At 37.6% G+C, this 25,096-nt stretch carries 27 protein-coding genes; 18 read left to right on the top strand and 9 right to left on the bottom strand.

Going from position 1 to position 25,096, the window contains the following annotated elements; translation table 11 throughout:
* Positions 1–223: 223 nt before the first annotated feature.
* On the bottom strand, positions 224–826 hold the full coding sequence (locus AC0L7Q_RS07820) for a thiamine biosynthesis protein ThiC (protein ID WP_413402068.1): 603 nt from the start codon (positions 824–826) through the stop codon (positions 224–226).
* Between the two features lie 799 nt (positions 827–1,625).
* On the opposite strand from AC0L7Q_RS07820, the gene AC0L7Q_RS07815 reads away from it, so the two are divergent.
* The 4 genes from AC0L7Q_RS07815 (at position 1,626) to AC0L7Q_RS07800 (ending at position 4,241) form a co-directional block, all read left to right on the top strand.
* Entirely contained in the window at positions 1,626–1,997 is a 372-nt protein-coding gene (locus AC0L7Q_RS07815; RefSeq protein WP_138606163.1) for a hypothetical protein, read from the top strand.
* Between the two features lie 125 nt (positions 1,998–2,122).
* Complete coding sequence (locus AC0L7Q_RS07810) at positions 2,123–3,073, top strand: cyclase family protein (protein WP_409425486.1); 951 nt, start codon at positions 2,123–2,125, stop codon at positions 3,071–3,073.
* Positions 3,074–3,232: 159 nt separating this feature from the next.
* Positions 3,233–3,811, top strand: coding sequence for an excalibur calcium-binding domain-containing protein (locus tag AC0L7Q_RS07805; protein ID WP_413402065.1), 579 nt, complete (start codon positions 3,233–3,235; stop codon positions 3,809–3,811).
* A gap of 121 nt (positions 3,812–3,932) precedes the next feature.
* Positions 3,933–4,241, top strand: coding sequence for a DUF6419 family natural product biosynthesis protein (locus AC0L7Q_RS07800; RefSeq protein ID WP_409425484.1), 309 nt, complete (start codon positions 3,933–3,935; stop codon positions 4,239–4,241).
* 218 nt (positions 4,242–4,459) lie between these two features.
* Here the strand turns inward: AC0L7Q_RS07800 and bktB are convergent, their stop codons facing one another.
* The 3 genes from bktB to AC0L7Q_RS07785 form a co-directional block, all read right to left on the bottom strand.
* Positions 4,460–5,653 (bottom strand): beta-ketothiolase BktB, encoded by a 1,194-nt coding sequence (gene bktB, locus AC0L7Q_RS07795; protein ID WP_409425483.1) that lies wholly within the window; start codon positions 5,651–5,653, stop codon positions 4,460–4,462.
* Positions 5,654–5,884: 231 nt separating this feature from the next.
* Positions 5,885–7,342, bottom strand: coding sequence for an aerolysin family beta-barrel pore-forming toxin (locus tag AC0L7Q_RS07790; RefSeq protein ID WP_409425482.1), 1,458 nt, complete (start codon positions 7,340–7,342; stop codon positions 5,885–5,887).
* A gap of 183 nt (positions 7,343–7,525) precedes the next feature.
* Positions 7,526–8,407 carry a LysR family transcriptional regulator gene (locus AC0L7Q_RS07785; protein ID WP_409425481.1) on the bottom strand — a complete coding sequence of 294 codons (882 nt, stop codon included), beginning with the start codon at positions 8,405–8,407 and terminating at the stop codon, positions 7,526–7,528.
* A 394-nt stretch (positions 8,408–8,801) separates the two neighbouring features.
* Here AC0L7Q_RS07785 and AC0L7Q_RS07780 point away from each other — a divergent pair, with 394 nt between their 5' ends.
* Positions 8,802–8,984, top strand: coding sequence for a hypothetical protein (locus AC0L7Q_RS07780; RefSeq protein WP_409425480.1), 183 nt, complete (start codon positions 8,802–8,804; stop codon positions 8,982–8,984).
* Between the two features lie 127 nt (positions 8,985–9,111).
* Here AC0L7Q_RS07780 and msrA read toward each other — a convergent pair whose 3' ends face one another.
* Positions 9,112–9,708 carry a peptide-methionine (S)-S-oxide reductase MsrA gene (gene msrA / locus AC0L7Q_RS07775; RefSeq protein WP_413402061.1) on the bottom strand — a complete coding sequence of 199 codons (597 nt, stop codon included), beginning with the start codon at positions 9,706–9,708 and terminating at the stop codon, positions 9,112–9,114.
* 123 nt (positions 9,709–9,831) lie between these two features.
* Here msrA and AC0L7Q_RS07770 point away from each other — a divergent pair, with 123 nt between their 5' ends.
* The 3 genes from AC0L7Q_RS07770 to AC0L7Q_RS07760 all read left to right on the top strand — a co-directional run bounded on the left by AC0L7Q_RS07770 (position 9,832) and on the right by AC0L7Q_RS07760 (position 11,206).
* Entirely contained in the window at positions 9,832–10,431 is a 600-nt protein-coding gene (locus AC0L7Q_RS07770) for a MepB family protein (RefSeq protein WP_409425478.1), read from the top strand.
* 92 nt (positions 10,432–10,523) lie between these two features.
* Complete coding sequence (locus AC0L7Q_RS07765) at positions 10,524–10,718, top strand: CPXCG motif-containing cysteine-rich protein (RefSeq protein WP_413402058.1); 195 nt, start codon at positions 10,524–10,526, stop codon at positions 10,716–10,718.
* Positions 10,719–10,735: 17 nt separating this feature from the next.
* Positions 10,736–11,206, top strand: coding sequence for a GNAT family N-acetyltransferase (locus AC0L7Q_RS07760; RefSeq protein ID WP_409425476.1), 471 nt, complete (start codon positions 10,736–10,738; stop codon positions 11,204–11,206).
* 15 nt (positions 11,207–11,221) lie between these two features.
* On the opposite strand, the gene AC0L7Q_RS07755 is transcribed toward AC0L7Q_RS07760, so the two are convergent.
* The gene (locus AC0L7Q_RS07755; RefSeq protein ID WP_008115630.1) at positions 11,222–11,425 is read right to left on the bottom strand and encodes a hypothetical protein; all 204 of its coding nucleotides are present in this window, start codon (positions 11,423–11,425) and stop codon (positions 11,222–11,224) included.
* Positions 11,426–11,524: 99 nt separating this feature from the next.
* Here AC0L7Q_RS07755 and AC0L7Q_RS07750 point away from each other — a divergent pair, with 99 nt between their 5' ends.
* Both AC0L7Q_RS07750 and AC0L7Q_RS07745 read left to right on the top strand, forming a co-directional pair.
* Positions 11,525–12,034 carry a GNAT family N-acetyltransferase gene (locus tag AC0L7Q_RS07750; protein WP_409425474.1) on the top strand — a complete coding sequence of 170 codons (510 nt, stop codon included), beginning with the start codon at positions 11,525–11,527 and terminating at the stop codon, positions 12,032–12,034.
* Positions 12,031–12,927 (top strand): alpha/beta hydrolase, encoded by an 897-nt coding sequence (locus tag AC0L7Q_RS07745; protein WP_413402055.1) that lies wholly within the window; start codon positions 12,031–12,033, stop codon positions 12,925–12,927. The genes AC0L7Q_RS07750 and AC0L7Q_RS07745 overlap by 4 nt, the downstream gene beginning before the upstream one ends.
* A gap of 362 nt (positions 12,928–13,289) precedes the next feature.
* Here AC0L7Q_RS07745 and AC0L7Q_RS07740 read toward each other — a convergent pair whose 3' ends face one another.
* Positions 13,290–13,811, bottom strand: coding sequence for a TetR/AcrR family transcriptional regulator (locus AC0L7Q_RS07740; RefSeq protein WP_409425472.1), 522 nt, complete (start codon positions 13,809–13,811; stop codon positions 13,290–13,292).
* Between the two features lie 111 nt (positions 13,812–13,922).
* On the opposite strand from AC0L7Q_RS07740, the gene AC0L7Q_RS07735 reads away from it, so the two are divergent.
* Positions 13,923–14,105, top strand: coding sequence for a hypothetical protein (locus AC0L7Q_RS07735; protein ID WP_409425471.1), 183 nt, complete (start codon positions 13,923–13,925; stop codon positions 14,103–14,105).
* A 99-nt stretch (positions 14,106–14,204) separates the two neighbouring features.
* Here AC0L7Q_RS07735 and AC0L7Q_RS07730 read toward each other — a convergent pair whose 3' ends face one another.
* Positions 14,205–15,413: a porin gene (locus tag AC0L7Q_RS07730; protein WP_413402053.1), complete on the bottom strand. Its 1,209-nt coding sequence runs from the start codon at positions 15,411–15,413 to the stop codon at positions 14,205–14,207.
* A 614-nt stretch (positions 15,414–16,027) separates the two neighbouring features.
* Between AC0L7Q_RS07730 and AC0L7Q_RS07725 the strand changes: the two genes are divergently transcribed.
* The 7 genes from AC0L7Q_RS07725 to AC0L7Q_RS07695 all read left to right on the top strand — a co-directional run bounded on the left by AC0L7Q_RS07725 (position 16,028) and on the right by AC0L7Q_RS07695 (position 24,393).
* Positions 16,028–17,614 carry an ABC-F family ATPase gene (locus AC0L7Q_RS07725; RefSeq protein WP_413402844.1) on the top strand — a complete coding sequence of 529 codons (1,587 nt, stop codon included), beginning with the start codon at positions 16,028–16,030 and terminating at the stop codon, positions 17,612–17,614.
* A 152-nt stretch (positions 17,615–17,766) separates the two neighbouring features.
* On the top strand, positions 17,767–18,249 hold the full coding sequence (purE, locus tag AC0L7Q_RS07720; protein WP_008114610.1) for a 5-(carboxyamino)imidazole ribonucleotide mutase: 483 nt from the start codon (positions 17,767–17,769) through the stop codon (positions 18,247–18,249).
* A 2-nt stretch (positions 18,250–18,251) separates the two neighbouring features.
* Positions 18,252–19,394, top strand: coding sequence for a 5-(carboxyamino)imidazole ribonucleotide synthase (locus AC0L7Q_RS07715; protein WP_413402051.1), 1,143 nt, complete (start codon positions 18,252–18,254; stop codon positions 19,392–19,394).
* A gap of 64 nt (positions 19,395–19,458) precedes the next feature.
* Positions 19,459–19,683 (top strand): DUF2798 domain-containing protein, encoded by a 225-nt coding sequence (locus tag AC0L7Q_RS07710; protein ID WP_409425468.1) that lies wholly within the window; start codon positions 19,459–19,461, stop codon positions 19,681–19,683.
* Positions 19,684–19,687: 4 nt separating this feature from the next.
* Complete coding sequence (locus AC0L7Q_RS07705) at positions 19,688–20,617, top strand: YeiH family protein (protein ID WP_409425467.1); 930 nt, start codon at positions 19,688–19,690, stop codon at positions 20,615–20,617.
* Positions 20,617–21,786 carry an endonuclease/exonuclease/phosphatase family protein gene (locus tag AC0L7Q_RS07700; RefSeq protein WP_413402048.1) on the top strand — a complete coding sequence of 390 codons (1,170 nt, stop codon included), beginning with the start codon at positions 20,617–20,619 and terminating at the stop codon, positions 21,784–21,786. The genes AC0L7Q_RS07705 and AC0L7Q_RS07700 overlap by 1 nt, the downstream gene beginning before the upstream one ends.
* Positions 21,787–21,891: 105 nt before the next feature.
* Positions 21,892–24,393 carry a S9 family peptidase gene (locus AC0L7Q_RS07695; protein WP_413402046.1) on the top strand — a complete coding sequence of 834 codons (2,502 nt, stop codon included), beginning with the start codon at positions 21,892–21,894 and terminating at the stop codon, positions 24,391–24,393.
* A gap of 42 nt (positions 24,394–24,435) precedes the next feature.
* On the opposite strand, the gene rrtA is transcribed toward AC0L7Q_RS07695, so the two are convergent.
* The gene (gene rrtA, locus AC0L7Q_RS07690) at positions 24,436–25,023 is read right to left on the bottom strand and encodes a rhombosortase (RefSeq protein WP_409425464.1); all 588 of its coding nucleotides are present in this window, start codon (positions 25,021–25,023) and stop codon (positions 24,436–24,438) included.
* Positions 25,024–25,096 lie beyond the last annotated feature (73 nt).

Here is a 25,096-nt window from a genome sequence, read left to right as displayed (position 1 = left end):
TATTAATTATAAAAGGAATTAAACGTATTTGGTTTACGCTAGTGGTGTGACCATTGTTAATTATTTTAGGTGTAGCTACCTTTGCACCGTTATTAGGGTAGTATTTGTATTATTTGCAATGCTTAAAAAGTAAAACACTGACGGATTAACATTCAATATCCGCTAATATCCGCCAATGTTTACACTTTATTTAAAGGAGTACATCAATTTGTGATAGTCAGGCTTAACCTTTGTTACGGTTAAGACTTATCAAACATATCGCTAAAAGTAATGTTGCAATCATACCAGAGGCACCTGCAACACCTGATGGCAGAAATCCATCACGTCCAAAAGTAATTAAAATGGCATTGGCTAACATTGCAACCACGCCTACAAAAGCTGTAAGCCCTCCTAATGCTTTACCCCCTTTGGCTATATAAGACAGTCCAAAAACAAGTGCCGCTAATCCTAATAATACTTTGGCTGCGTAGTAAATCATGAATGACAAAGCAACCACGCCATTAATTAAAGGTTGTGCTCCTTCTACTGAGCCTGCAACTTTGCCAAATGTTGAAAATAACGTAAGGCCAATACTCACTTGAACTATGTTAAGTACCGCGCTAAACGTAATAGCCGACCATCCTAGTTGAGCGTTTTTTGCTTGCACCATAGCTGAACCTGCAAAAGCAACGAGCAAAGTAAATACCAGAGCTTCTAGTCCCCAAGCAAACTGCCTTGAAAAGCTAATTTCAGCACTGTAAAGGGCTGAAAAAATAGCCTGTGATATAGCCAATACCAACAATAAAGATGCTGAAATTAGGATGGTGCGTTTATTCGTAAACTCCATTATATACCTCTTATAATTTTATATTTAACGCTTTAAAAAGATGCAATAGCTTTGAAAATACAAAACATATGAAACTTTATATAACTAGCGTTCACTCTTGGGCCTGTTTATCTTTAAAGGTTAAATTTGCAACAGTCTATTTGATCTTTTAGCAAGGCCTATGTGGTTTGGTTATTCCCCATAAATGGGCGATAACCTAGTATTAATACCAAACAAGCGTTGTCCGAAGGGGGCTTCCTCTGGGTAATTTATTCATTGTTACTCGGTTTATACTTAGCCCGCTAGGTTACAATCTCACACCGCGATTAAATCCCCCCTAGATTGAACAAATTTTAAATCTGAAAGGTCAATAGGTCCTCAAGATACAAGACAGGTGAAACTATTTAATTATTTCACTTAAGTTGAAATAAATTAGACACCTGAACTTGTCAAATAAACAGAACTAAAAGTGCGAGAGGAAAACGGGGGCTTTATTAACTTCATTTTTTAGATGGAAAATAAAGGGGTTGCCTAACTGACTGTTTAGCTTTTGGAAAGGTGAGCTATACGGATACACAATTTTTTATACATAGGTTATAAAAAAACAATAGAATAGTAATTAACTATAGCTATGACAAAACTAAATGTAAGGCATAAACCCCAGTTTTATACCGCCATAGCGATATTAACGAATATTTATAAAACTTCTAGCGGTTAATTTTTTGTAAATATTTGTACCTTTTTTGTTTACTTTTTAATTTCATATGCTAATTTTTAAATGCTCGGTTGAGCGAATAATAATCAAATTTAAGGATTAAAAATGAAAAACATACTAAAAACACTATTTATTTGTGGTGCTGCGCTTACAGCTAACTCTGCTTTTGCAACTGATCTAGTTTGCGATGTATATCCAAATGGTTCAGGTGGAAACTCGATGAACGGAAGATCAAACTGCTTTACCATAGATTTTAGTTTTGGTAACCAAACAACAGGGAAGTACTATTTACAGAATATTTCAAAACCGATTAACAAAGTTATTTGGCAAGGCGATGCATCTTGCACAGGCGGTACATCGTGTAATATGACTGTAAGAGCTTACAGAAGCTATAGTGCATCTGCTTTAATTTTGTATAAAGATGGAACGTATGAAACGACAAATACGTCTCGTATGAGCTATGAAACAGGCCATTAGTAATCATCGCTTGTAAATAGAAGAACAATATAGATCAGTATTTATTGTGTGAATGTATGTAGCGACTTATTTTAGTCGCTATTTTTTTAGCTGGCGTGTTAAACATATACAAATAAGGAGATACGATGAAACAGGCAATGTTGATGTCGTTAATGTTTTTGTTAATTAGTTGTTCGAGCTTAGCGACCAATAGCAAAGAATTTAGTAAATCTAAGCAAACTGAAAAGTTTATTACTCTTGTCAGTCAAGCCAAAACTTATGACTTGTCTCATAATTGGGATGAAAATTCCCCTATAGCGTCTGTTAATCCAAAATACTCAATGGCACTTAATGCAACTCATGCTGATACGCGTGGTACATTTGGTGATAACGATCAGCTCTCATTCACATCAGAAATAATGCAATGGAGTGGTCATCATGGAGGTCCTACTATTGATGCTTTGGGTCATATTGGTCGAGATGGTTTACTGTATGGTGGAGTAGATGCGGAGCAAGCGACAAATGATCGCAGAGGAATAGGGCGCAGTGGTGTAGGGAGTGACTTAGGAATTGATCATTATCCTGTAAACTTATTGAGTAACCGAACTGTGTTACTTGATGTGGCACGCTTTATTAATGGTGATAATACGCCACTCGCTGCTGGTTTTGATATAACGGCATTACATTTAAAAAGAACAGCAAAATCGCAAGGGGTAAAAATTAAAAAAGGCGATACCGTGTTTATTAGAACAGGGTGGGGGCAATACTTTGCTAATAACCCACAGCAATATATTGCCGATCATGCCGCAGGTGTTGGTGTAAGTGGTGCACAGTTTTTAATAAAGGCTGGTGTAAGTGTTGTGGGTAATGACACCCTTACCTTTGAAAAACGCCCACCCATTGCCACAGAACCCTCATTTCAGGTTTTTCCTGTACATATGATGTTATTGGCAGATAACGGTATTTACATAATAGAAAACTTGTTCCTTGAGGAGCTAGCAAAAGAAAAAGTCTATGAGTTTATTGCCATTGTGCCGCCGCTTAAAATTCGTGGTGGTACTGGCTCGGCATTACGTGTATTTGCACTTACACAGTAACTAATAATTGAATAAAGAGTAGGGTTAATGTTTTTTACTGTTTTTATATACAGTGGTGCCGTTTTTTGAAATAAGAAACATACACAAAGAGTATTTTTTCTTTATTATGATAAAAGTACTGGCTGTAAAATTAACAATACTTATATGGGCGCCTCAAGGATGAATAAAGGATTATTAAAATCGTGGAATGACGAGAAAGGCTTTGGCTTTTTTAAATCAAGTACACTGCAACACGATACCTTTATAGATATATCATCGCTCAAACATATGAGCCGCAAACCTAAAGTGGGTGACATTATCTATTTTGAGGTTGCGACTGAGCCTAACGGTAAAACCAAAGCTGTAAATTGCCGTATTGAGGACGTTCTTGCACAGCCACATATAAAAGCTTCAATAAGGCCGGTTAGAATAAGCAAAACCTCAGGTAAGAACTCACCTTTAATGAAACTTATAACGTTTGGTATTATTTTTAGTATTAGTTTTAGTGTGTATAAAACCGGTTTTTTAAATACCAAACAAACACCTGTAGTAACTAATGCTAATATAGAGTCATTTATGCCCGCGAGTTCAAGTTCACTTAATAAAACACAGCAAGCATTTCGTTGTGATGGCCGCCAACATTGTAGCCAAATGACCTCGTATGCAGAGGCATTATTTTTTATTCAACATTGCCCCGATACTAAAATGGACGGGGATAAAGATGGCGAGCCCTGTGAACGGCAGTTTGGGAATAGGTAGTTTTTATATTGGGGTAATTAATAAACAAAAATTAGTTTTGGGCCCTTAGGTGGAATACGATTTTTAGTAATACAGTTATAAATAGCTGGTGGATTTAAAGCCATTTATCAAGGAGGTTGTTATGCTTAAAGTAATAATTGGATGTGCTGTTATATTTTCGTTTGTTTGCATGTTACTCGCCGCCGCACCTTTTACGCCGGCAATATCAGGTTCATTTATTATGCTGTTGTTTGCAGGGGCTATAGGTTACAAGGGTTACCTGCAATCAAGTTTAATACTGCTGTTAATTAATACGCTTGCAGTTATTGGCAGCCCAACTACAGATATAAGCAACACCGAAGCATTACTGTTTTTACCAATATTATTTTTAATCTCATTTGGTGGTGTTTTATTAGGCGTAAGAAAGTTAATTTCAAAACACGTTTTGTAGACGAGAGTTTGCACATATTTTATAGCTAACCTATATGATGAACCAACTCTTATTTCTCTTTGTGAAAAAACCTTAAAAAGCGATTTTAACAAAGAGAAACTAAAGAGGAAAAATGTAAAAATATAGGCTTACACGTTTTTACTTCTTCTAAAAACAAAGCGTTTCTTAGGCCTCTATGTGAGTAACGCATTTATATTCAAACCTAATGAGGTCAAAAACTAAAGCACCTCAAAAATAGCTGCAATACCTTGCCCGCCGCCAATACACATTGTGACTAAACCATATTTACCTTGAATTCGTTTGAGTTCGTACAAGCATTTGGTGGTTAGTATGGCGCCCGTTGCGCCAACAGGGTGCCCTAACGCAATGGCGCCGCCATTCGGGTTTAACTTATGCGCAGGAAAGTTTAGCTCGTTAGCAACGCACAGTGCTTGTACTGCAAAGGCCTCGTTAGACTCAATCACATCCATATCGTCAATAGTTAAACCCGTTTTTTCAAATACCTGTTGTACTGCAGGAATAGGGCCGATACCCATTAAAGTAGGATCAACGCCTGCTCTGGCATAGCCCACTAAACGAGCGAGCGGTTTTAAGCCTTGAACATTGGCTTTTTGCTCTGACATAAGTACCAACATGGCTGCACCATCGTTTATACCTGATGAGCTTGCTGCGGTAACGGTGCCATCTTTTTTAAAGTAGGGCTTTAAAGTGGCAAGTTTATCGGCTGTGGTATCGGCGCGAACATGTTCGTCGGTGTCAAAAAGATACGACCCTTTTCGCGACTTGATTTCTACAGGGACTATTTGCTGTTTAAAATGACCTGCAGCAATGGCTTTTGCAGCTTTATGGTGGCTGTTTGCTGCGTACTCGTCTTGCTGCTGACGGCTAATTGAATATTTTTCTGCGATGTTTTCAGCAGTTATTCCCATCGGGTTATTATCCCATGGGTCTTGTAAGGTCGTGGTGAGCTCATCGACCATGGTACTATTACCCATTTTTTGCCCCCAGCGGTTACTTTCGAGGGTATAAGCAGAGCTACTCATGCTTTCTGCTCCGCCAGCAAGGGCTGCATCTACATCACCTAATTGAATTTGTTGTGCCGCTTGTATGATTGCTTCAAGCCCAGAACCACATAAACGATTAAGCGTTACAGCGTGGCTGCTTATAGGTAAACCCGCATCGAGGCCAATGACCCTTGATAGGTAAGCGTCTTTTGGGCCGTTATGAATAACTTTGCCTACCACACATGAGCCAACTTGGTCAGGAGAAAGCTGAGACTGGGTTAGGGCTTCTTTTGCGCACAGTGTGCCTAGTTCTGCGGGGCTAAAATCTTTAAGGCTACCACCAAATCCACCAATTGCTGTGCGTACAGCACTTAAAATTACTACGCTGTTGTTTTTACTTTGTGTCATTGTGTTCTCTTATTATTTTTATATTCATGTTGTACTGAAATCTAGATAATAGACTCGAGAGGTTAAACCTTTTATAAGTACATCAAAGCATAACGTTTAAATAAACTAAAGGCGAGGTTGGTTCTGCTTTATGTGTTTTTTAATAAAGTGAATAGTAAAAGAGGTGAGTGATAATTATATTTTTGTTTAAATTTATAAAATAGGGCTCTCATTATGAGAGCCCACGGGGATTTATAAATCAATCATTTCAATATTAACAACTACATTTTTAAAACCAGCATCTTCAAACTCTTTTTTTAACTCTTCTGCACTTGAATAATCACTAGCTGAAACACTTCGCTTACTTCTTTGGTCAGTGACAAGTGGGGTTTCGTCACCAAAGTAAACGCTACCAGCAAATTGGCTTTGTGCATAAAAGTGACCTGTTAGGGTTGTTTTCTTAGGTCTTAAAACATGGCTTAAATAGTATTGCATTGTTGATAAGCTTGTTTGTTGTATCATCCAAGGCCAATCCCATTTTTTATTCTCACCTGGTATATAACGGTGTTCCCATTGATATTCAATGCTCTTATCTTGACCTGCCCAGCGGCCAATTACAAAATTAGCGGTGTCATTAGGTCTGTTTTCTGGGTGGCTTAATAAAGCATTGCCTCCCCACCGCATAAAGCCATTTATAGATAGATCGTAGGTAATATCAGCATCGAATGAATAAGGATACGATATTGATGATTTAAACAAATCGACCTTTGCATTAAGCTTGGTGAATGCTGGTACATTGGTTCTTGCTTGTACCACAACTCGCTCAGCTTCAGAGCCGCCATTACTTGTTCCCCATGCTTGCTCCGCTGCTATTGTGACAGATAACGAAGTGTCTGAGCCACCAGTAACAGAGGGAGACTTCCATGTATTAGATAATGTAACAGACTCAGAAATACTGTAATCATTGGTTTTAGACCAGTTGGTTGCCGCATCGTATTCAATTGTAACGACTGACATTTGAGCTGCTGACGTGTCATTCACTGCAGGGACTGTTAGCGTTTTAATTAGTTCTTTGTCAGCAGCAACAATATCACCAGTTATTTTATATGATTCGTTATCCATCACATATTCAAAGTTAGATACAGTAATAGCTGACTTTTCATCACATCGGTAACCATCACAACTGCCACCGTTGTAACCTTGTATTTTCCATCCTGAGCCCGTTTTAGACACCTCCATGTCCTCTCCAACATAGCTTGAGCGATTTCCACCAACCCACGCAAATCCCATTGTATGGGCAAGGTATGAAAGGGGTTTTATAAAACCCTCTTTTTGATTTACTAAGTCCCATTCAATTTGGCTTTGACTGCCAGGCGATACTTTTACTGGACTTAATGTAGGAATTTCATTAATGGGATCGGTAGGGTAGCACCAAGAATTTGCAGCAGTCCCTTGTTTGATTTCACCTGCGTAACCAGAGCCCATAATGACCCAGCCGTTAGCCAATCCCGTTATTTGCCACTTCCCCATTTTGTTTACAAGGTCGTTTCTGTAAGTTTGCGCTTCAGCTTTTGTAATTAATCTATTATCAGCTGAGCATACTCCGGCACCTAAGCTTTCATTTTTAAGTTGATCTGGATAAATTGCTGTTGTATTGGCACTTACAAAACTTGTGTGTGACAAAAGCAATAGGGGTAATATTTTTTTCATTAAGTTACATCCTTTAAAATCATATTTTAATTAAGCCCTAATTAAATAATCTAATTTTGGACCGATTTTGATTCTAAAGAAGTCGCTATATTTTTATAGAGTGTTAAATGAAAGTTGATTTTTCAAAAATATTAGTTGCTTAAAAATGACAATAAAATAATTAAATTATTACTACTGCGGTAGCTACATTTTAATCCCCTTAAGAGAATGCTCTAAAAAATCGATTAAGTAGCGTGTACTTTTTGGGATTAGTTTATCAGGCCATATTAGGTTTACATCTCGCTTAATGGGTGTGTACTGTGTTAATACTTCAACCAAACTTTCATCTTTTATATAAGGTAATAAACAATATTTTGGACCATAATAAACACCTCTTCCTTCAATAGCAGCTAAGGCACACATTTCTATATCGTTAGAAATAAAGTTAGGTTGAGGTTTAAAAATAACCTTCTCATTTTTATTTGCTTTAAAAGACCAATTTTCGAATGGCGAGCACGATATGTGGGGCAGTTCAGCCAAATCGTTAAAATTACTTGGCATACCATATTGCTTAATTAAACTCGATGAGCAAGCTAAAACAAAGCTCATTTGGTTAATGACTTTACATATATTTTGAGAGCTATCTAATTTTCCAATTCTGATGGCTAAATCAAACTCGGTGGCTTTTAAATCAAGACGTTCATCTGATAGCATAATATGAATTTTAATATTTGGATAAAGTAAGGTGAATTGATTTATAACGCCTGAGAAGTAGACACTTTTTATAAAGTTTTGCGGCGCTATTAGTTTAATTTTACTCACTTTATTTTCACTAAAACTCTTAAAATTGCATAGCGTACTTTGTAAACCTTCTACATGAGCTAGGCAATGGCCATAAAAGCTTTTTCCAGGCTCAGTTAATCGTAAACGTCCTTTTTCACGATAAAACAGCGCCAAAGATAAGTCTTCTTCTAGTTTTTTTATTTTTCTTTGTAAAGTGGGCAAAGGAATATTTAACTTTACTGACGCTTCATTAAATGTTTTGTAATCATTTACTTTTATAAAAAGCGCGATGATATCAAGCAAGGTAAATCTCCTTTATAAATTTATGACATGAAATTGTATTTAGTACTTAATAACTAGTAGGGCTATAAAACGAATTATTTATTTAAAGTACTCATTAGTCCCTTTTGTGGCAACAAAAATTTTACCTTTGAATTAGAACATTTAATAAATTATTGTGAGCGAAGGTGTACTTAACTTGAGGTATTAGTAATTAAAGATTCTGCAAATAACGCGTTTTTGAAATAAAAACTCTGTAGAAACAATCCGTAACATTTTACTACAACGTTTTAATAGACAAACAATAAGCTAGTAATTACGCTAGAGACACTTTTTTGGTGAATAATCATGATGCATAGGATCTGATTACCTAAATGGAATTTGCCATGATAAATCAACAGAACCGAAGGTATTAAAGATGAATGTATTTATAAAATGGTTGATTTTAGCTGCATTAATTATTGCTGCTATTGCCTGTTATTCTTATAGTAGCACCACTGGCTTATTTATTTTTATTATTGCGGGCTTTGTTTTTGAAATGACATTTTGGTTTAAGGTGTTTCCTATAAAAAAGAAACCGTCATTGTGGAAAGCTATTTAACCGCCTTGAAAAATGAATTGTTTAAGTGGGCTTGCAGCTTTGAGAATAGAATAAATAATTAGTCTGCTATTACTTTGCTTTAATATTAGAAAGGCTGCATATTTTGCAGCCTTTTGGTTTTATAAACTCAGTGGGTAACTCTATCTCCCCAAATGTCTTCCAGGCGACTATCGCGACCACAGCGCCAGCGATAGGTGTTATAACGAATAGGGTTATTTTTGTAGTAATCTTGGTGATAACTTTCTTCGCCTTTTATCGGGTAAAAGGTTTTCGCATCAAGAATAGGGGTTACCACTGTTTGGTTAGTAAACTCATTTATAACGGCTTTTTTAGATTTTTGAGCTAGCTTTCGTTGCTGCTCATTGGCTACAAAAATTGCGCTACGGTAGCTTGGGCCTTTATCACAAAACTGACCTTTGGCGTCAAAAGGATCAATGTTAACCCAATAATGATTTAAAATATCTTGATAGCTTAATACGTCTGTGTTGTAGGTAACTAGAACAGCTTCGTAATGCCCTTGATGATTACCATTATAGGTAGGATTTTTAAGTTCACCCCCGGTAAAACCTGATATCACATCGGTTACACCTTCGAGTTTTTCAAAATCGCTTTCCATACACCAAAAACAGCCTCCGGCTAAAATAGCTTGTTCAGCTTTAGCGTACGTTAATGAGCTAAACAAAAGCCCCACAGAGGTTAATGCTAGCGCTAATGTGTGTTTCATAAAATTTATCACCTGTAGTTATGAATAAATACTTGTATAGTAAGACCCGCTAACTTTAAAAACTCTTTCATTACAAAGTGGCTGGAGGGGTTGAACTTACTTTATATAAAACGGATGCTATGTATGAAAAGTTTAATGACGACTGATAATTTGCATGATGAATTGTTAGTCGTTCTACAAAACAACTTTGTTTCCTCAGAGTATAAACTTCCAAGCGCTGATGAGTTAATACCTCATAATCAAAATGCTCAGTACCATGGGTATGCATTCACTATAAACCATAAGCGAATAATTTATAGAAAAGCTAAAGTTACACCAGACAGACCTGGTGCTTTTTTAGCACTATGGAAACGCCCAGCGGATTGTAGCAATTCTAAGCCAATTCCTTTTACCAATGAGTTTGACTATTTATTTGTAGCGGTTTCAAGTGATGGATTAACCTCTAGTAACAACCAAGTAGCAAATACACAAAGTGGTTTATTTATATTTCCGGTTGAGTTGTTAGTTAAAAAAGGCATAGTTACAGGTACGAACCGTAAGGGAAAAACCGCTTTTAGGGTGTTTCCACCTTGGAGTGAAAGTAGGGCTCTGAGTGGTTCAGGCGTATTTAGTAACGCAGCTAAAAGCACACAGCGTTGGCAATGTGATTATTTTTTACAGCAGGACCAATATGGCTTAGTTGATTTAATTAAGTTAAACAAAATTTTAGCTAACGCTGTTTAAATTTGAATTATTGAGTCACTTTACGAGCATTGTTTTATATAGGGTTGTTTACTAAAGTGAGATCATACAGTCATACGAATAGTAGGTAAGATATGAACCAGTTAACCGAAAAGTCGATTAGTTGCTCTTACTGTGGCGAATCTATAGAAGTATTAATTGATGTGGCTGATATTGATGAGCGATACATAGAAGACTGCCAAGTGTGTTGCAGGCCTATTTCGTTTGTCGTATTTGAAGATAACGATGAACTTAATGTAAATGTATACAGTGAAGATGAGGCATTTTAAAGGAGCTACTCAGCCGAATGACATTACAACCACTTAATAATACGCATATCATCGAGCTAATGAGCTGGTTTAATAATCAAAATGGAACAGCTCAATGGGCTGGTCCGTATTTTAGGTACCCATTTACAAAGAAGACGTTTATTGAGGACTTAAACCTTGATGATTCTGCTTCTTTTGTATTGGTTGGACAACAAAACATATTACTTGCCTTTGGGCAATATTATCAACGGAAAAACAAATGTCACTTGGCGCGTTTAGTAGTAAACCCAATGCGAAGAGGTGAGGGTATTGCAGCCATCCTGATTAAAGCATTATGTAAACATGGGCAATTAAGCTTAAATGTTACTGACAGCTCATTGTTTGTTTATGAAAATAACCTTGCAGCAGTTTCGGCTTATAAAAAGCTAGGTTTTATTGTTGCGGCTAATACCCCAGTAAATCAAGATTCAAGCCCATTACCAGATAACTGTGTTTATATGGTTAAGTAATAAATTACGTCTAAGTTAGCTATTTTGCTGTTCTCGCGCTAATTGGTTAGGTAATAACTGCTCCACAATTTCTCTCGCTGGTAAGGTGTAACGTACGCCATCAAACATAACCGATGTGAACTCATCAATATTAGTAATGCCGGTGAGGGTCCAACCTTCACCACGTTTTGGGCAGTAAACAGTAGTAGTTGGTTGTATTACTTTAAAATTGTCGCTCATAGTTTATCTCAATTAATGCTTGTTAATACGATATGGTAAGTTAATAATGACGTTCTATAAAGTGCTATTTAAAGCGCGTTTACTTTATTTGGCTTTGGCATGTTTAAAACTATAAAATTATCCCGTATAACTCTTCGTTTAATTACTCACAAACATGGCGCAGCGTTATTAAAAATTTTGAACAATCCACTCGTTTATGAATTTAACGATTACAAAACGCCGCTAAATAAAGAGCATATTAAGCAATTAATTCAAGATGATATTTCGAGTTATTACCAAGGTGAAGGTGTTCGGCTTGCGATTGAACATAATATATCAGGTGACCTCATTGGTACTTGTGGTTTGTACAACCTTAATAACCAGACTAAAAGTGCTTATTTGGGCTTTGAGCTCGATCCTTTTTATTGGCAACAAGGCTTAATGCATGAAGTACTTAAAGGGTTTATCAGTGAGGTGCATTGCTCATTAAATATTCAGCATCTATACGCAGAAATTCATGGTAAAAATGTTCGATGTTATAATTTACTCACTAAACTTGGCTTTGTATTTAACCCGCAACTTAATAGTGGTGTATGGCATAAGCAATTAACTAAAATGAGCCCCGTATGAGAATTAAAAAAACGATTATTTTAAATCTGCTGTTTGCTGTTGGTGTATTTGGGGTTGCAACAATTGGGTTTAGTTATTATCAGAATGATGTATCAGAGTTTGTTGATGTAACCCTAGATTCGAAAGTGCTTGAAGAGTCTCGAAAAGTATTTATAAGATTACCTAACAATTATGATAAAACTAAAGCTTATCCACTTTTTATAAAAACAGACGGTAATTTTAATTTAGCTAATTGGGATAAGGCGCTAAAAGCATTAAATCCTGAGAGTATATTGAATGAGGCTATTTTAGTTGCCATACCTAATCAGTTTTTTACTGATACTCGAAATCGTGATCTTGTACCACCTTATGCAAGGAAAGACGTTAATATAAATCCTCGACCTAACAATGAAACTTCACCTGAACTTTTTGGTAAAGCTGATTTGTTTTTAGCTTTTATAGAGCAAGAATTACTGCCATATATAGCGGCTAATTATAAGTTAACTAGTCAACGTGGGTTAATAGGATTTTCTGCAGGTGGGAGCTTTACTCTATATACTTTACATAGTAAGCCGCAGCTATTTAATGCTTATTTTGTGTTTAGCCCAGCTGCTTGGTATGACGATATGACAGTGACAAAACAGTTCGACACGTTTTTAAAAACAAACGTGAATAGTATAAAACAGCCAACATTTTTATATATCACTGTTGGTGGGGCAGAACATTCCCTAATGTTAGCTGCATATAATAATTTAGTTACTAGTTTAGCAAAACATCCAAACAGCTGGCTTAAATGGGGAAACACAATTAACAGTAATGCTGAACATAATCAAAACCCTGCACTGAGTGTAGGTAAAGCCCTATTAAATTATACAGAGTTTTTATACTCGCAAACTAATACGCCTTCTGATTAATTAATGACAATTTTAATTTAAATCTAGCCGGCTTTTATTTTTACTGCTGGTGGAGTATATTTAATGTTAAGAACACATCATACTTTATTTGATTTAAACAAATCTTAGCAGTAGATGAGTTTTAAATATGGCATACAGAGTAGGGATAGATTTATTGGTGTGTGCAAAGCGTTTGTTTGTAACTTATATCTACGGTCATTATTAAGTGAATTGTGGAGGAACAGGAAAACCAGATTGAAACATAACAAATAAGTCACTCTTTAGATGTTCAAATAACACATGTTGATTACAGCTTACATCGGTTTTCCGATCAGTGTTTCAGTAATACCCAGAATTAAATTCCGGCGTTTTATTAATTGACGTTACAACAATGCAATTTTGTTGCTCAATTGCCTTAACATGCTTTCTGCATTCGGTATCTCGTCGTTTAAACCGGTGATCAGGGTCATAAAATAACAGTCCATCATCACACTTGCTTTTGTTTCATCAAAGTCTGGTTGTTCACTAAATAGTAGTTTTTTAAATTCATCCATTTGTGCTTTAAAAAAATCAGCACGCCAAATAATGTCACTAATTAGTAATTTACTAAATTCACTGTTTTCACAATAAAAGGAGTAAAGGGGGTGAGCGTAGTGGCGTAACTTCAATCGAGGAGGGCGCTGAGTATCTGATTGCTTTGCTTGCTCAATAATAACTTTAATTTGTTGCTGCATACCGGCCATAAGCAAATCAATTTTATTTTCAAAATGGCTAAACACAGTACCAACGGCCACATTAGCTGCAACGGCAATTTCTCTTGTTGATGTGTGGTCATAACCTTGTAGTAAGAAAAGCTCCCATGCTGAAGCTAAAACTTTATCCCGTGTTTTTTCTTTTTTACTCATAGTATTCAATGCTTTAAAATTTTATTGGTTGTTGGGCTTAAATTTGCACTTGATAAATTGAGCGCGCTCAATTAAATTTATGAGCATGCTCAATTAATTAAAAGGTGATACATGGAGTTTATCAAACGTGTTATTGGTTATGTACTTTTTATTCCACTTATTTATTTTTATTCTTTTATTCTCGGCCCAATCCTAAAAGCTGTTTTAGTCCCAGGTGGAGTTGCTTTGTTGTGGCTTATTTTAGGGCCAAAAGAAGGGACGCGTGCGTTAAAAAAAGCATTCAAGAAAAAGTAGTTTAGTCTTCAGCAGAACACATAAAAAAGCCCTGCTATTTAGCAGGGCTGTAGGGTCAGTTAAGCTTTGCGATTTTAAACTTGAAAAAACAACAGGTCATTAAAGAACGTATCTAAAACCAAAAGCAATACCGTCATCTTCTGATTGTTCCATTTGTGCTTGCTGCTGTTTATTATCGCTTTCAAAATCACCAAAATCTTTACGTGCTTCTACATAAAGTTGGGTGTTTTCATCTATTAAGTAATGCACACCAATAACAGCAAACTGACGTTTAAAAACATCATTAGGATCAGCATTAAAATTTGGCTGAATAACATAGTCATCACCTGCATTAAACAAGTTGTAGGCAATAAATGGTCTAAAATCGTTTTCAAAACGATACGACAAGAACGTTTCAATACCAATTGCATCTTCAATTAAGCGACCAATGTTATCTGTGTCGTGGTTTTCGTTTTTGTTGATATTAGCGGCTACATATAAACCTGGCGCATCAATATTGCCCCAAATAACACCTGCACCATAAATTAAATCGTCAACAGAGCGTGTTGTTCCGTCGCCATAAGTTAATTCAAACTCGCCGCGGTTAATACCCGCGGTCAGTTTTAGCTTATCAGTCACGTTATAGGTTACTGCACCGCCAAATGTATAGTTAAATTCAACTTGTTGCGCAGCAGTATCGCCTGACTCAAAATTAGCCCGACATTGTGATTCTGTAATATCACTTACATCACAGGTATAAAAAGCGCTGTTTTTTAACTGAGTTTGTACACTAAAATCAAAATCACCGTAACTATTACGGTATTGCAATGTTTTATCGCCACGGCCAGTACCATTTACAGCACCATCGTCTTTGTTGTAGGTATAAACACCTGCGGCGTTGCCATCCCAAACATAGCTGTAGTTTGTTGCATACACAACATCAAACCACGCACCCCATTGTTTACCAATAGTAATTTGGCCGTATTTATCGTGTTTTAAACCAGCATAGCCTAACCGGTTATACAAAAATTCATCTTGAATCGATTCAAAACGGTTGTTGTATACAATATCACTACTGCCAACAGGATTTACACCCCATTCAACTAAAGCCATTGCTTCCCAGCCATTCTTTAGTTGGCGTTTAAAATCAAAATTAATTCGTGAGGCACCATTAACCACTTCATTTTGACCTTGAGTATTAATTACTCGCGCATCTATATAACCACCAATAGCAACTGTATTTTTTTCATCCTTAAATACTTCGATTGCTGAAACACTCGGTGTAGCTAAAACACCTGCAATCGCGAGCGATACTAATTTTATTTTCATTGTGTGTGCCTTGCCTAAAAAAGACGTTTTTATAATTACTAAATTCGAAGTCGTGCAGACTAGCAAAGCAATAAAAGGCTCAAAAGTGAAAAATTATCAATGATAATTAATACAAAATGCGCTGCTTGTTCACTTTAAGTTAATACTGTTTCTATTTTGTAGACGTATAAACTGCTATTTAATTTTGGAATAAGACATTAGGCTTAAATGTAGGAGAGAAAATGTTGAGTTTTTTTCATAGTTGCTACTATCGGCATAGGTAGAGCTAAAACTCTAATACTATAAAAAACGTTAATATAGCCGTATTAAATGTTAATAAAAGTAAAATGCGACCAAATAGCGTTTTAGCACGTTAAATTTTATAAATTCGCAATAACTGTAACTGCTTTTTTATTAAACATATTTTTACCGCATTTAAAGAATAATAGTGAACTTTACTTAGCTTATTTTTACATTGACACAGTCTACGCCTTTGGCTGTTTCAATACTTATATAGCTAATAAACAGCCACTGTTTACTTTAGGGTATGCTACAAACTTTCATAGAAAAAAACGCTTATTTGGTTTAAACTGCGCGCAATTTAAATACTTCAGTCTCCCTTGGAGGGTAGCGCTATTATTAGTACAGCTAACATCACCATGCAATTTGGTGCTAAACCATTATTTGAAAATATCTCAGCTAAATTTGGTGAATCAAACCGCTATGGTTTAATTGGCGCCAATGGCTGTGGTAAATCAACGTTTATGAAGATTCTAAGCGGTGAACTTGAACCATCATCGGGTAATGTAAGCACAGATCCTAATGAGCGTGTTGCTAAACTAAATCAAGATCAGTTCGCTTACGAAGAATACTCTGTGATCGACACTGTAATAATGGGTCACAAAGAGCTTTGGGATATAAAACAAGAACGCGATCGTATTTATAGCTTACCAGAGATGAGTGAAGAGGATGGCATGAAGGTAGCCGACCTTGAAACTGAGTTTGCTGAAATGGACGGCTATTCTGCTGAGTCTAAAGCGGGTGAGCTATTACTGGGCGTTGGTATTGCTACTGAACAACATTACGGTCCTATGTCTGAAATCGCACCAGGTTTTAAACTTCGTGTGCTATTAGCGCAAGTATTGTTTTCAGAGCCTGATATCATGTTGCTTGATGAGCCTACCAATAACTTGGATATTTACACGATTAAGTGGTTAGAAGATGTACTTAATCAACGTGACTGTACTATGATTATCATCTCGCATGACCGTCACTTTTTAAACTCGGTATGTACGCATATGGCCGATATTGACTACGGTGAATTACGTATTTACCCGGGTAACTACGATGAATATATGTTTGCAGCGACCCAAGCTCGCGAGCGTTTATTGAGTGAAAACGCCAAAAAGAAAAGCCAAATAGCTGAACTACAACAGTTTGTATCGCGCTTTTCTGCTAATGCTTCAAAAGCAAAGCAAGCAACTTCACGTGCAAAACGTATTGATAAAATTCAATTAGATGAAGTGAAAGCTTCTTCACGTCAGTCGCCATTTATCCGTTTTGAACAAGAAAAGCAGTTATTCCGTAACGCGCTTGAAATGAGCAGCTTATCGCAAGGCTTTGAAGAAACTTTATTCTCAGGATTAGAAGGCCTCGTTGAAGTGGGCGAACGCATTGCTATTATTGGTGAGAATGGTGTCGGTAAAACAACACTACTAAACACCTTAGCAGGGCGTCTAGCACCAAAAGGCGGTGAGTTTAAATGGTCTGAAAATGCTAATATTGGCTATTATGCGCAAGACCATGCCGATGAGTTTGAAAAAGATATGAACTTATTTGAGTGGATGGAACAATGGCAACAAGAGGGCGATGACGAGCAAGTTGTTCGCAGTTTCTTAGGTCGTATGTTGTTTTCACAAAATGATATTAAAAAATCTGTAAAAGTTATCTCAGGTGGTGAGCAAGGTCGTATGCTGTTTGGTAAAATCATGATGCATAAACCAAATATCTTATTAATGGATGAACCGACTAACCACATGGATATGGAATCAATTGAAGCGCTTAACTTAGCACTTGAAGCGTATGAAGGTACCTTGATGTTTGTGTCACACGACCGTCAGTTTGTATCATCAGTTGCTACCCGTATTTGGGAAATTAAAGACGGTAAAATTATCGACTTTAGAGGAAATTACAGCGAATACTTGGCGAGTAAAGAAGCATAACAGCAAGTATTTTCAGCATTAAAAAAAGCCATGTTTAACATGGCTTTTTTATTGCCTGCTGGTCGCATTACTGCGGTATTTAAGTATATAATACCCGCCATAAAACCGGACATAAGTCCGCTATTTTTAAAATACATTACTGAGGAGTATTTATGACTGTTGGCATTATTATGGGTTCTAAATCAGATTGGCCAACCATGGAACACGCTGCGCTGATGCTAGAAAAATTTGGCATTGCTTATGAAACTAAAGTGGTTTCTGCTCACCGCACTCCTCAATTACTTGCTGATTATGCAAGTTCAGCAAGCGAGCGTGGCATTAAAGTAATTATTGCAGGCGCAGGTGGGGCAGCTCACTTACCGGGTATGGCCGCAGCGTTTACATCATTGCCTGTTTTAGGCGTTCCAGTTAAGTCAAAAGCGTTAAATGGTGTTGATTCATTATTGTCTATTTGTCAGATGCCTAAGGGCGTTGCTGTAGGCACATTGGCTATTGGTGAGCCTGGTGCAGCTAATGCCGGTTTATTGGCTGCACAAATATTAGGCTGTCAAAACCCTGAGATTTTCGCCAAAATTGAAGCGTTTCGTAAAGAGCAAACCGACACTATTCTAGCTAACCCAAATCCTGCAGAGTAATAATGACTATATTAATTTTAGGTGCTGGGCAGCTTGCGCGAATGATGAGCCTTGCTGGCGCACCGCTTAATTTAAATGTGGTTGCTTATGATGTTGGCAGCCAACAAATTGTGCATCCGCTAACCAACCAAGTGTATGCAACCACACTTGAGCAAGCTATCGATGATGCAGATGCGATTACCGCTGAGTTTGAACATATTCCCGATGATGTATTAACGCTTTGCTGCAATAGCAATAAGTTTTATCCAGGTAAACAAGCAATAAAAACCGGTGGTGACCGTTCGCTTGAAAAAGCCTTGTTAGATAAAACCGAAGTAGCTTGTGCGCCATACCAACTTATTACTGAAAAAGCGCATCTTGAACAAGCAGTTAAAACATTAGGCAAACCGTTAGTAATAAAAACCTGCCAAGCAGGGTATGACGGCAAAGGCCAATGGCGTTTAAAATCTGATGATGAAATAGACACTATTTGGGCTGAAATGGCCGACTTTATTGCCTCAGGGACAGAGCAGACACCGCACACAATTATTGCTGAGAAAATGATCCCGTTTGATCGTGAAGTCTCTATTATTGGCGCTCGCGACAAAGAAGGTAACGTTGCAATCTATCCACTTACTGAAAACCAACATACCAATGGTGTATTAACGCTTTCACTAGCCGGTAAAGATAATAGTTTAGTTGAGAGCCAAGCAACCTCTGCATTTACTCGTATTGCAAATGAGCTTAATTATGTAGGTGTATTGGCCATTGAGTTTTTTGATGTTCAAGGTACGTTATTAGTTAACGAAATTGCCCCTCGAGTGCACAACTCAGGACACTGGACACAGCAAGGTGCTCACTGCTCGCAATTTGAAAACCATATGCGCGCTGTCGCAGGTTTACCTTTGGGTAATACGCAAATTAAGCAACCTACTGCTATGATCAACGTCTTAGGACAAGCACATATTCCTACTGATGTTTTAAAAACAGCGGATGTAACCAGTCACTGGTATGGTAAAGGCGTTAAGCCCGGTCGTAAAATGGGGCATATTAATGTTTCGGGTGAGAGTTTACAGCAATTAGGTAACCGCCTAGCTGAACTTACATCATGCTTGCCAGAGCAGGATTACCCAGGCGTATTAGCTACTAGCAAATCGCTATTATAAGTTAAAAAATTAAGCGGTAAATTAAATTCAATTTATCGCTTTACCTTCTAAAGGTTTCTTTTCAATGATCCATCCAAAGTTTCGTACTATTGTGTTCGCTTTTTTTATGGCACTTTTCATGTCAGGCTTTATGTCGTTTGTTATTTCAATTTTTAATGTAGGCATGGTCGATAATATTGTAGCAATATGGCTTAAAGCCTGGTTATTTGCCTTTTGTATTGCCTTTCCAACAGTTATATTTGTTGCCCCCGTTGTCCATAAACTGACTAATAAACTTATTCGGCCTTAAAGTGATGATTATCACTAAACTGCATAAGCCAACATTCATATTACTACTGGCACTGTGTATGACTCCGTTTATAGGCGCAGGAAGTGCATTGGTATTAGGCGCCATATTTGCCATTACCTTAGGCAACCCGTTTAGTGAGCTTTCTCAACAGGCCAGTAAAGTGATGCTCAAGCTTGCCGTTGTGGGCTTAGGCTTTGCTGTTGATTTTAATGAAGTAATTGAGGTGGGACGCAGCTCTTTAGTATTAACAATTGTTAGTATTACTGCCATAATCGGGCTTGGAGAGATTTTAACCCAGGTTTTTAAGCTTAATCGTAATACAGGCGTGCTAATTTCATTTGGTACCGCTATTTGCGGTGGCAGCGCCATTGCCGCTATGGCACCGGTTATAAAAGCTAAAGATCACGAAGTCGCTGTTGCCTTAGGGATTGTATTTTTACTTAATGGCGTGGGATTATTATTATTTCCTGCAATTGGGCACTATTTTGAGTTAACCCAACAGCAATTTGGTTTGTGGGCCGCATTAGCCATTCACGATACTAGCAGCGTAGTAGGGGCATCGGCTACTTATGGTGCCGTGGCACTGAGTATTGCCACTACGGTAAAATTGACCCGTGCAATGTGGATCATTCCTTATACTGCTGTTGCCGGTGTGTTTATGCGCTCGGATGAAAAGGCAAGTATTCCTTTATTTATTGTGGGCTTCTTATTAGCCGCATTAATAAATACTTATATGCCGTCATTTTCATTCGCATGGGAACTTATTAATAGTGCAGCTAAGCAATTATTAGTGATGACACTGTTCTTAATTGGCAGTGGTTTGTCGTTATCGGTTCTTAAGCAAGCAGGTTTGAAGCCATTTTTGATGGCAATTACTTTGTGGGTTATAGTCAGCAGCACTATTTTATTATTAATTATAGATGGATTCATATAATGAAACGTAATCTGAGTATTACAGCAATCAGCAGTGTGTTATTTGCTGTTTTTTCTAGCAGCCCTGTACAGGCTGAATCGCTACGCGTAGCAACCTTCAATGTTAGTATGGACGCCACTAATTACACCGCTAAAAATGAACAAGTAAAAAGTGATGCATTGGTAAACGCGCTTCGTTCAAACCACCAGCAAATTAAAAATATTGCTGAAATAATCCAACGTGTTCGCCCTGATGTGGTGTTACTCAATGAGTTTGACTACATTCCAAAAGAGCAAGGTATCGAGTATTTTAAAAACCATTATTTAAATGTAGGGCAAAATAATCAAGCTGCAATTGATTACCCATATGTATATATTGCTCCCGTGAATACCGGCTTAGCAACTGAGTTTGACTTAGACAATAACGGCAAAAAAACCGGTGTAATGGGTGATGCACAGGGCTTTGGTTTTTTTGAAGGCCATTATGCAATGGCGTTTTTATCTCGCTACCCGATTGATTTTGACAATATCAGAACCCTGCAAACCTTTAAACACAAAGATTTACCCAATGTACAAATGCCGGTTGACCCAAAAACCAATACCAATTGGTATAACGATGAAGAATGGAATGCTTTACGTTTAAGTTCTAAATCGTTTTGGGATATACCCGTAAAAGTAAATGATAAAGTAGTTCATATGCTAGCGTCGCACCCAACACCGCCTGTGTTTGATGGCGATGAAGACAGAAATGGCATTCGCAACCATGATGAAATTAGGCTCATTGCTGATTACGTTAATAACGAAAGCTACCTCTATGATGATAACGGTAAAAAGGGTGGCCTTGCAGCACAATCCCGATTTGTGATTTTAGGTGACTTAAATGCCACTGCTGAGGGTGATAAAAAGCGCACTAATACAACAGATCAAATACTTAAAAGCCCATTGATTAACGCCGGTTTTATTCCAACGAGTGAGGGCGCTAAAGAGCAATACTCACAAGCTTATGCTAAAAATTATACCGCTAGCTGGCAAGCACGTGTTGATTACGTTTTGCCTTCAAATTATGGATTAACCATTAAAGATGGCGGTGTGTTTTGGCCGAAAAAGCAAAGCGAATTATATCGTTTAATTAAAGATAGAAATGCATCAAGTGACCACCGCATGGTATGGCTTGATTTAACGGTTGATTAAACGGGTTATTCACCCCAATATCAGCGTTGTTTGTCTTAAATAATTGCAATTACAAAGGTGCTTCTGCTTAAATATGGTTAATTATAATAACCGTCAAGAAGCACTATGACTTTTAAATTATCATCTTCTAAAACACTTGTTGCAATCGCTGTTGCATCAAGTGTTATGTTAGCGGGTTGTTCCACAACAGCTACTACTTCTACTGACTCATCTATTCAAGCAAATACCACTGTTGCTAGTGTTGTTAATACACCCGCAGATTTAGGCGAATCAAAAATTACCCTTGAACAAGCGATGGCGCACCCTGATTGGATTGGACGCCAGCCACAAAGCGCTTTTTGGAGTGCAGATTCAAGTACCATTATTTACGCGCGTAAGCAGCAAGGTAGTGAGCTAAGAGATTTATTCACTCAAGCTGTAAACTCACAAACAGCAGAGCAAGTGGCACTAGAAAAATTACACCGTGTTGGTTCAAGTAAAGCTGTTTTTTCTAACGATAAATCGCTTCAAGCTTATGTGTTTGAGGGTAACGTATTTATTAAAAACGTAAAGTCAGGCGCAATTAAACAAATTACGCAAAGCTCTGCGACAGAGTCAAAACCACAATTTTTAAACGATGGTAACTTAGCGTATCGTCAGGGTAATATTTTCTTTAAAGTAGATTTAACCACAGGTTTAACCCGTGAAATTGCCAATTTAAAACTCGCTGACAAACCACAAGGCGTAAAAGAACCATCAACTTATATCGCCAAAGAGCAACATAAGCTGATTGATTACATTGCACTACAGCACAAAAATAAACAAGATAAGCATGCGCGTAAAGAGCAAGTAAAAGCGAGTAACAGCTCAATTGCTAACACCCATTATTATTTAGGCGATGGCAACACGGTTGATGAAGCAGAGCTTTCTCCAAATGGCGATGCATTAATTGTAGTAGTACAAGAAAAAAGCTCATGGCGTGGTGAAGGCGATATTATGCCTAATTACATCACTGATGATGCGACGATAGAGCCTAAAAAAGTTCGCCGTCGCGTAGCTGATTCTAAAGAGCAAACCTCAGAGCTTGTTTATATTAACCTTGTAGATCAAAGCCAAACCACATTAGGCTTTAATACCTTACCTGGTTTTGATGAAGATGTACTTGCTGAGGTTAAAAAAGAAAACTTCGCCCGTGAAGGTAAAACCTATCAATCTAAAAAACAACCTCGTGGTATAAACGTTATTTCAGATTGGGGTTGGAATCAATCACCGATCAGCTGGAACGATGATGGCAGCCAAGTAGCGATTATGCTTGAAGCATGGGATAACAAAGATCGTTGGTTAGCCACTGTAGATTTTGAAAATAACAAACTTGTGTCTCAACATCGATTACATGACGACGCATGGATTGCTTATGCGTTTAACGACTTTGGTTGGTTAAATAATTCCAATACCTTGTATTATTTATCAGAAGAGTCGGGCTATAGTCAGCTTTATAAAAAACCACTCGATGGTAAAGCGACTGCGCTTACCATGGGTAAATTTGAAGTATCTAATTTAACCCTTACTGATGACAATAGCGCTATTTATTATAAAGCGAATGTTGAGCATCCTGGTCTTTATGAAATTTACCGTGTAAACCCACAAACAGGTGTTAGTGAGCAAGTAACAGACTTAAACGGCATGACGGATTACACCTTAAGCCCTGATCAGTCTAAGTTATTATTAAGACACTCTAAAATTACTATGCCAACTGAGCTTTATGTGGCTGACGCGAAAGCAAATACAAGCGCAACTCGTTTAACTAGCACGGTATCTGACGCGTTCTTAGCTAAAAAACTCACGGCGCCTAAAATTGTTGCTGTGCCTTCAAGCCATACAGATCAGCCAATATACGCCAAAGTTTATTACCCAGCTGATTACCAAGAAGGTGAAACAGGTAAAAACCGTAAAGCGGTTATTTTTAACCACGGTGCCGGTTATCTGCAAAATTCACACATGGGTTGGTCTGGTTACTTTCGCGAATTTATGTTCCATTCATTACTTGCCGATGAAGGTTACGTAGTGATGGATATGGATTACCGTGCTTCTAAAGGTTATGGCCGTGATTGGCGTACTGCTATTTACCGCCAAATGGGAACACCTGAAACACAAGATTTAGCTGATGGCGTAAAATGGATGGCTGAAAATGCCAATGTTGATACTCAAGCGGTTGGTACTTACGGTGGTTCATACGGCGGATTTATGACCTTTATGGCATTATTCACCGCGCCAGATTTGTTTCAATCAGGTGCTGCGCTTCGCCCTGTGACTGATTGGGCACATTATAACACGGGCTATACCGCTAACATTTTGAATCACCCAGATGTTGACCCAATTGCTTATGAGCGTAGTTCACCTATTTACTATGCAGAAGGGCTTAAAAAGCATTTATTAATAAATGCGCCGATGGTTGATGATAATGTATTTTTTCAAGATTCAGTGCGTTTAGTACAGCGTTTAATAGAACTTGAGAAAGAAAACTTTGAAACAGCAATTTTCCCAGTAGAGCCGCATGGTTTTGTGCAGCCTTCGAGCTGGTTAGATGAATACCGTCGTATTTATAAGTTGTTTAAAGAAACACTATAAATAGCGGTAAATTAATAAAAAACGCCACAAAGTGGCGTTTTTTTATTCTTTATTTTTGCTGATGAACTGAATAATTAAAGGAACGCCCAACAATGCGCCGCCAATCGCGCCAATTAAATGTGCATCAACAGCCACAGTTGAGTTGATCAATGCGCCTATATCAGCACTAGGGCCATTTATTTGTTCAGCGATTAGCTTTATCCACACACCAACAAACAACACATAACCCGATTTAAGTCCAACAGTGACATCTTTTATGGCTCCCCAAATGATCACGCCATGCAATAGGGCACTAAGCCCTGTGTAAATTGTAATTGCGGGACAAAACCAAAAAACACCTAAGCCACACCAAACTGCTAATGTGGCAATATTAAAACTATATCTGCTTGGGGATGTGTACTCACCATGCAATAACCAAATAAGCGCGATACCGGCACAATTCAACCCTAAGTGCGCCCAGTTGGCATGTACAAATTGGCTGGTAAATAAACGCCACAGTTGGCCTTGTTCAATCAGTTGACGATTAAATTCAAGTTCGTTGTTCATACCTAGCCATGCTAAGAGCGAACTTAATACAATTAAACATAAGGGAGGGAAAACATAGCGCGGCTGTAGAGGTAAATTAAGCATTTAGGGATCATTCTTATATTTATTTTTGCATATTGTGCCTGTTTAACTTTAAGATGCCAATTATCTTCCATGC

Source organism: Pseudoalteromonas sp. KJ63-1 (assembly GCF_055808145.1).
The sequence above is the reverse complement of the archived record's forward strand: the minus strand, read 5'-3'. Positions and strand labels throughout refer to the sequence as shown.

Coding starts and splice junctions, on each gene's coding strand:
- AC0L7Q_RS07820 (WP_413402068.1), bottom strand. CDS start 826: ATGGAGTTTACGAATAAACGCACCATCCTAATTTCAGCATCTTTATTG.
- AC0L7Q_RS07815 (WP_138606163.1), top strand. CDS start 1,626: ATGAAAAACATACTAAAAACACTATTTATTTGTGGTGCTGCGCTTACA.
- AC0L7Q_RS07810 (WP_409425486.1), top strand. CDS start 2,123: ATGAAACAGGCAATGTTGATGTCGTTAATGTTTTTGTTAATTAGTTGT.
- AC0L7Q_RS07805 (WP_413402065.1), top strand. CDS start 3,233: ATGAATAAAGGATTATTAAAATCGTGGAATGACGAGAAAGGCTTTGGC.
- AC0L7Q_RS07800 (WP_409425484.1), top strand. CDS start 3,933: ATGCTTAAAGTAATAATTGGATGTGCTGTTATATTTTCGTTTGTTTGC.
- bktB (WP_409425483.1), bottom strand. CDS start 5,653: ATGACACAAAGTAAAAACAACAGCGTAGTAATTTTAAGTGCTGTACGC.
- AC0L7Q_RS07790 (WP_409425482.1), bottom strand. CDS start 7,342: ATGAAAAAAATATTACCCCTATTGCTTTTGTCACACACAAGTTTTGTA.
- AC0L7Q_RS07780 (WP_409425480.1), top strand. CDS start 8,802: ATGAATGTATTTATAAAATGGTTGATTTTAGCTGCATTAATTATTGCT.
- msrA (WP_413402061.1), bottom strand. CDS start 9,708: ATGAAACACACATTAGCGCTAGCATTAACCTCTGTGGGGCTTTTGTTT.
- AC0L7Q_RS07770 (WP_409425478.1), top strand. CDS start 9,832: ATGAAAAGTTTAATGACGACTGATAATTTGCATGATGAATTGTTAGTC.
- AC0L7Q_RS07765 (WP_413402058.1), top strand. CDS start 10,524: ATGAACCAGTTAACCGAAAAGTCGATTAGTTGCTCTTACTGTGGCGAA.
- AC0L7Q_RS07760 (WP_409425476.1), top strand. CDS start 10,736: ATGACATTACAACCACTTAATAATACGCATATCATCGAGCTAATGAGC.
- AC0L7Q_RS07755 (WP_008115630.1), bottom strand. CDS start 11,425: ATGAGCGACAATTTTAAAGTAATACAACCAACTACTACTGTTTACTGC.
- AC0L7Q_RS07750 (WP_409425474.1), top strand. CDS start 11,525: ATGTTTAAAACTATAAAATTATCCCGTATAACTCTTCGTTTAATTACT.
- AC0L7Q_RS07745 (WP_413402055.1), top strand. CDS start 12,031: ATGAGAATTAAAAAAACGATTATTTTAAATCTGCTGTTTGCTGTTGGT.
- AC0L7Q_RS07740 (WP_409425472.1), bottom strand. CDS start 13,811: ATGAGTAAAAAAGAAAAAACACGGGATAAAGTTTTAGCTTCAGCATGG.
- AC0L7Q_RS07735 (WP_409425471.1), top strand. CDS start 13,923: ATGGAGTTTATCAAACGTGTTATTGGTTATGTACTTTTTATTCCACTT.
- AC0L7Q_RS07730 (WP_413402053.1), bottom strand. CDS start 15,413: ATGAAAATAAAATTAGTATCGCTCGCGATTGCAGGTGTTTTAGCTACA.
- purE (WP_008114610.1), top strand. CDS start 17,767: ATGACTGTTGGCATTATTATGGGTTCTAAATCAGATTGGCCAACCATG.
- AC0L7Q_RS07715 (WP_413402051.1), top strand. CDS start 18,252: ATGACTATATTAATTTTAGGTGCTGGGCAGCTTGCGCGAATGATGAGC.
- AC0L7Q_RS07710 (WP_409425468.1), top strand. CDS start 19,459: ATGATCCATCCAAAGTTTCGTACTATTGTGTTCGCTTTTTTTATGGCA.
- AC0L7Q_RS07705 (WP_409425467.1), top strand. CDS start 19,688: ATGATTATCACTAAACTGCATAAGCCAACATTCATATTACTACTGGCA.
- AC0L7Q_RS07700 (WP_413402048.1), top strand. CDS start 20,617: ATGAAACGTAATCTGAGTATTACAGCAATCAGCAGTGTGTTATTTGCT.
- AC0L7Q_RS07695 (WP_413402046.1), top strand. CDS start 21,892: ATGACTTTTAAATTATCATCTTCTAAAACACTTGTTGCAATCGCTGTT.
- rrtA (WP_409425464.1), bottom strand. CDS start 25,023: ATGCTTAATTTACCTCTACAGCCGCGCTATGTTTTCCCTCCCTTATGT.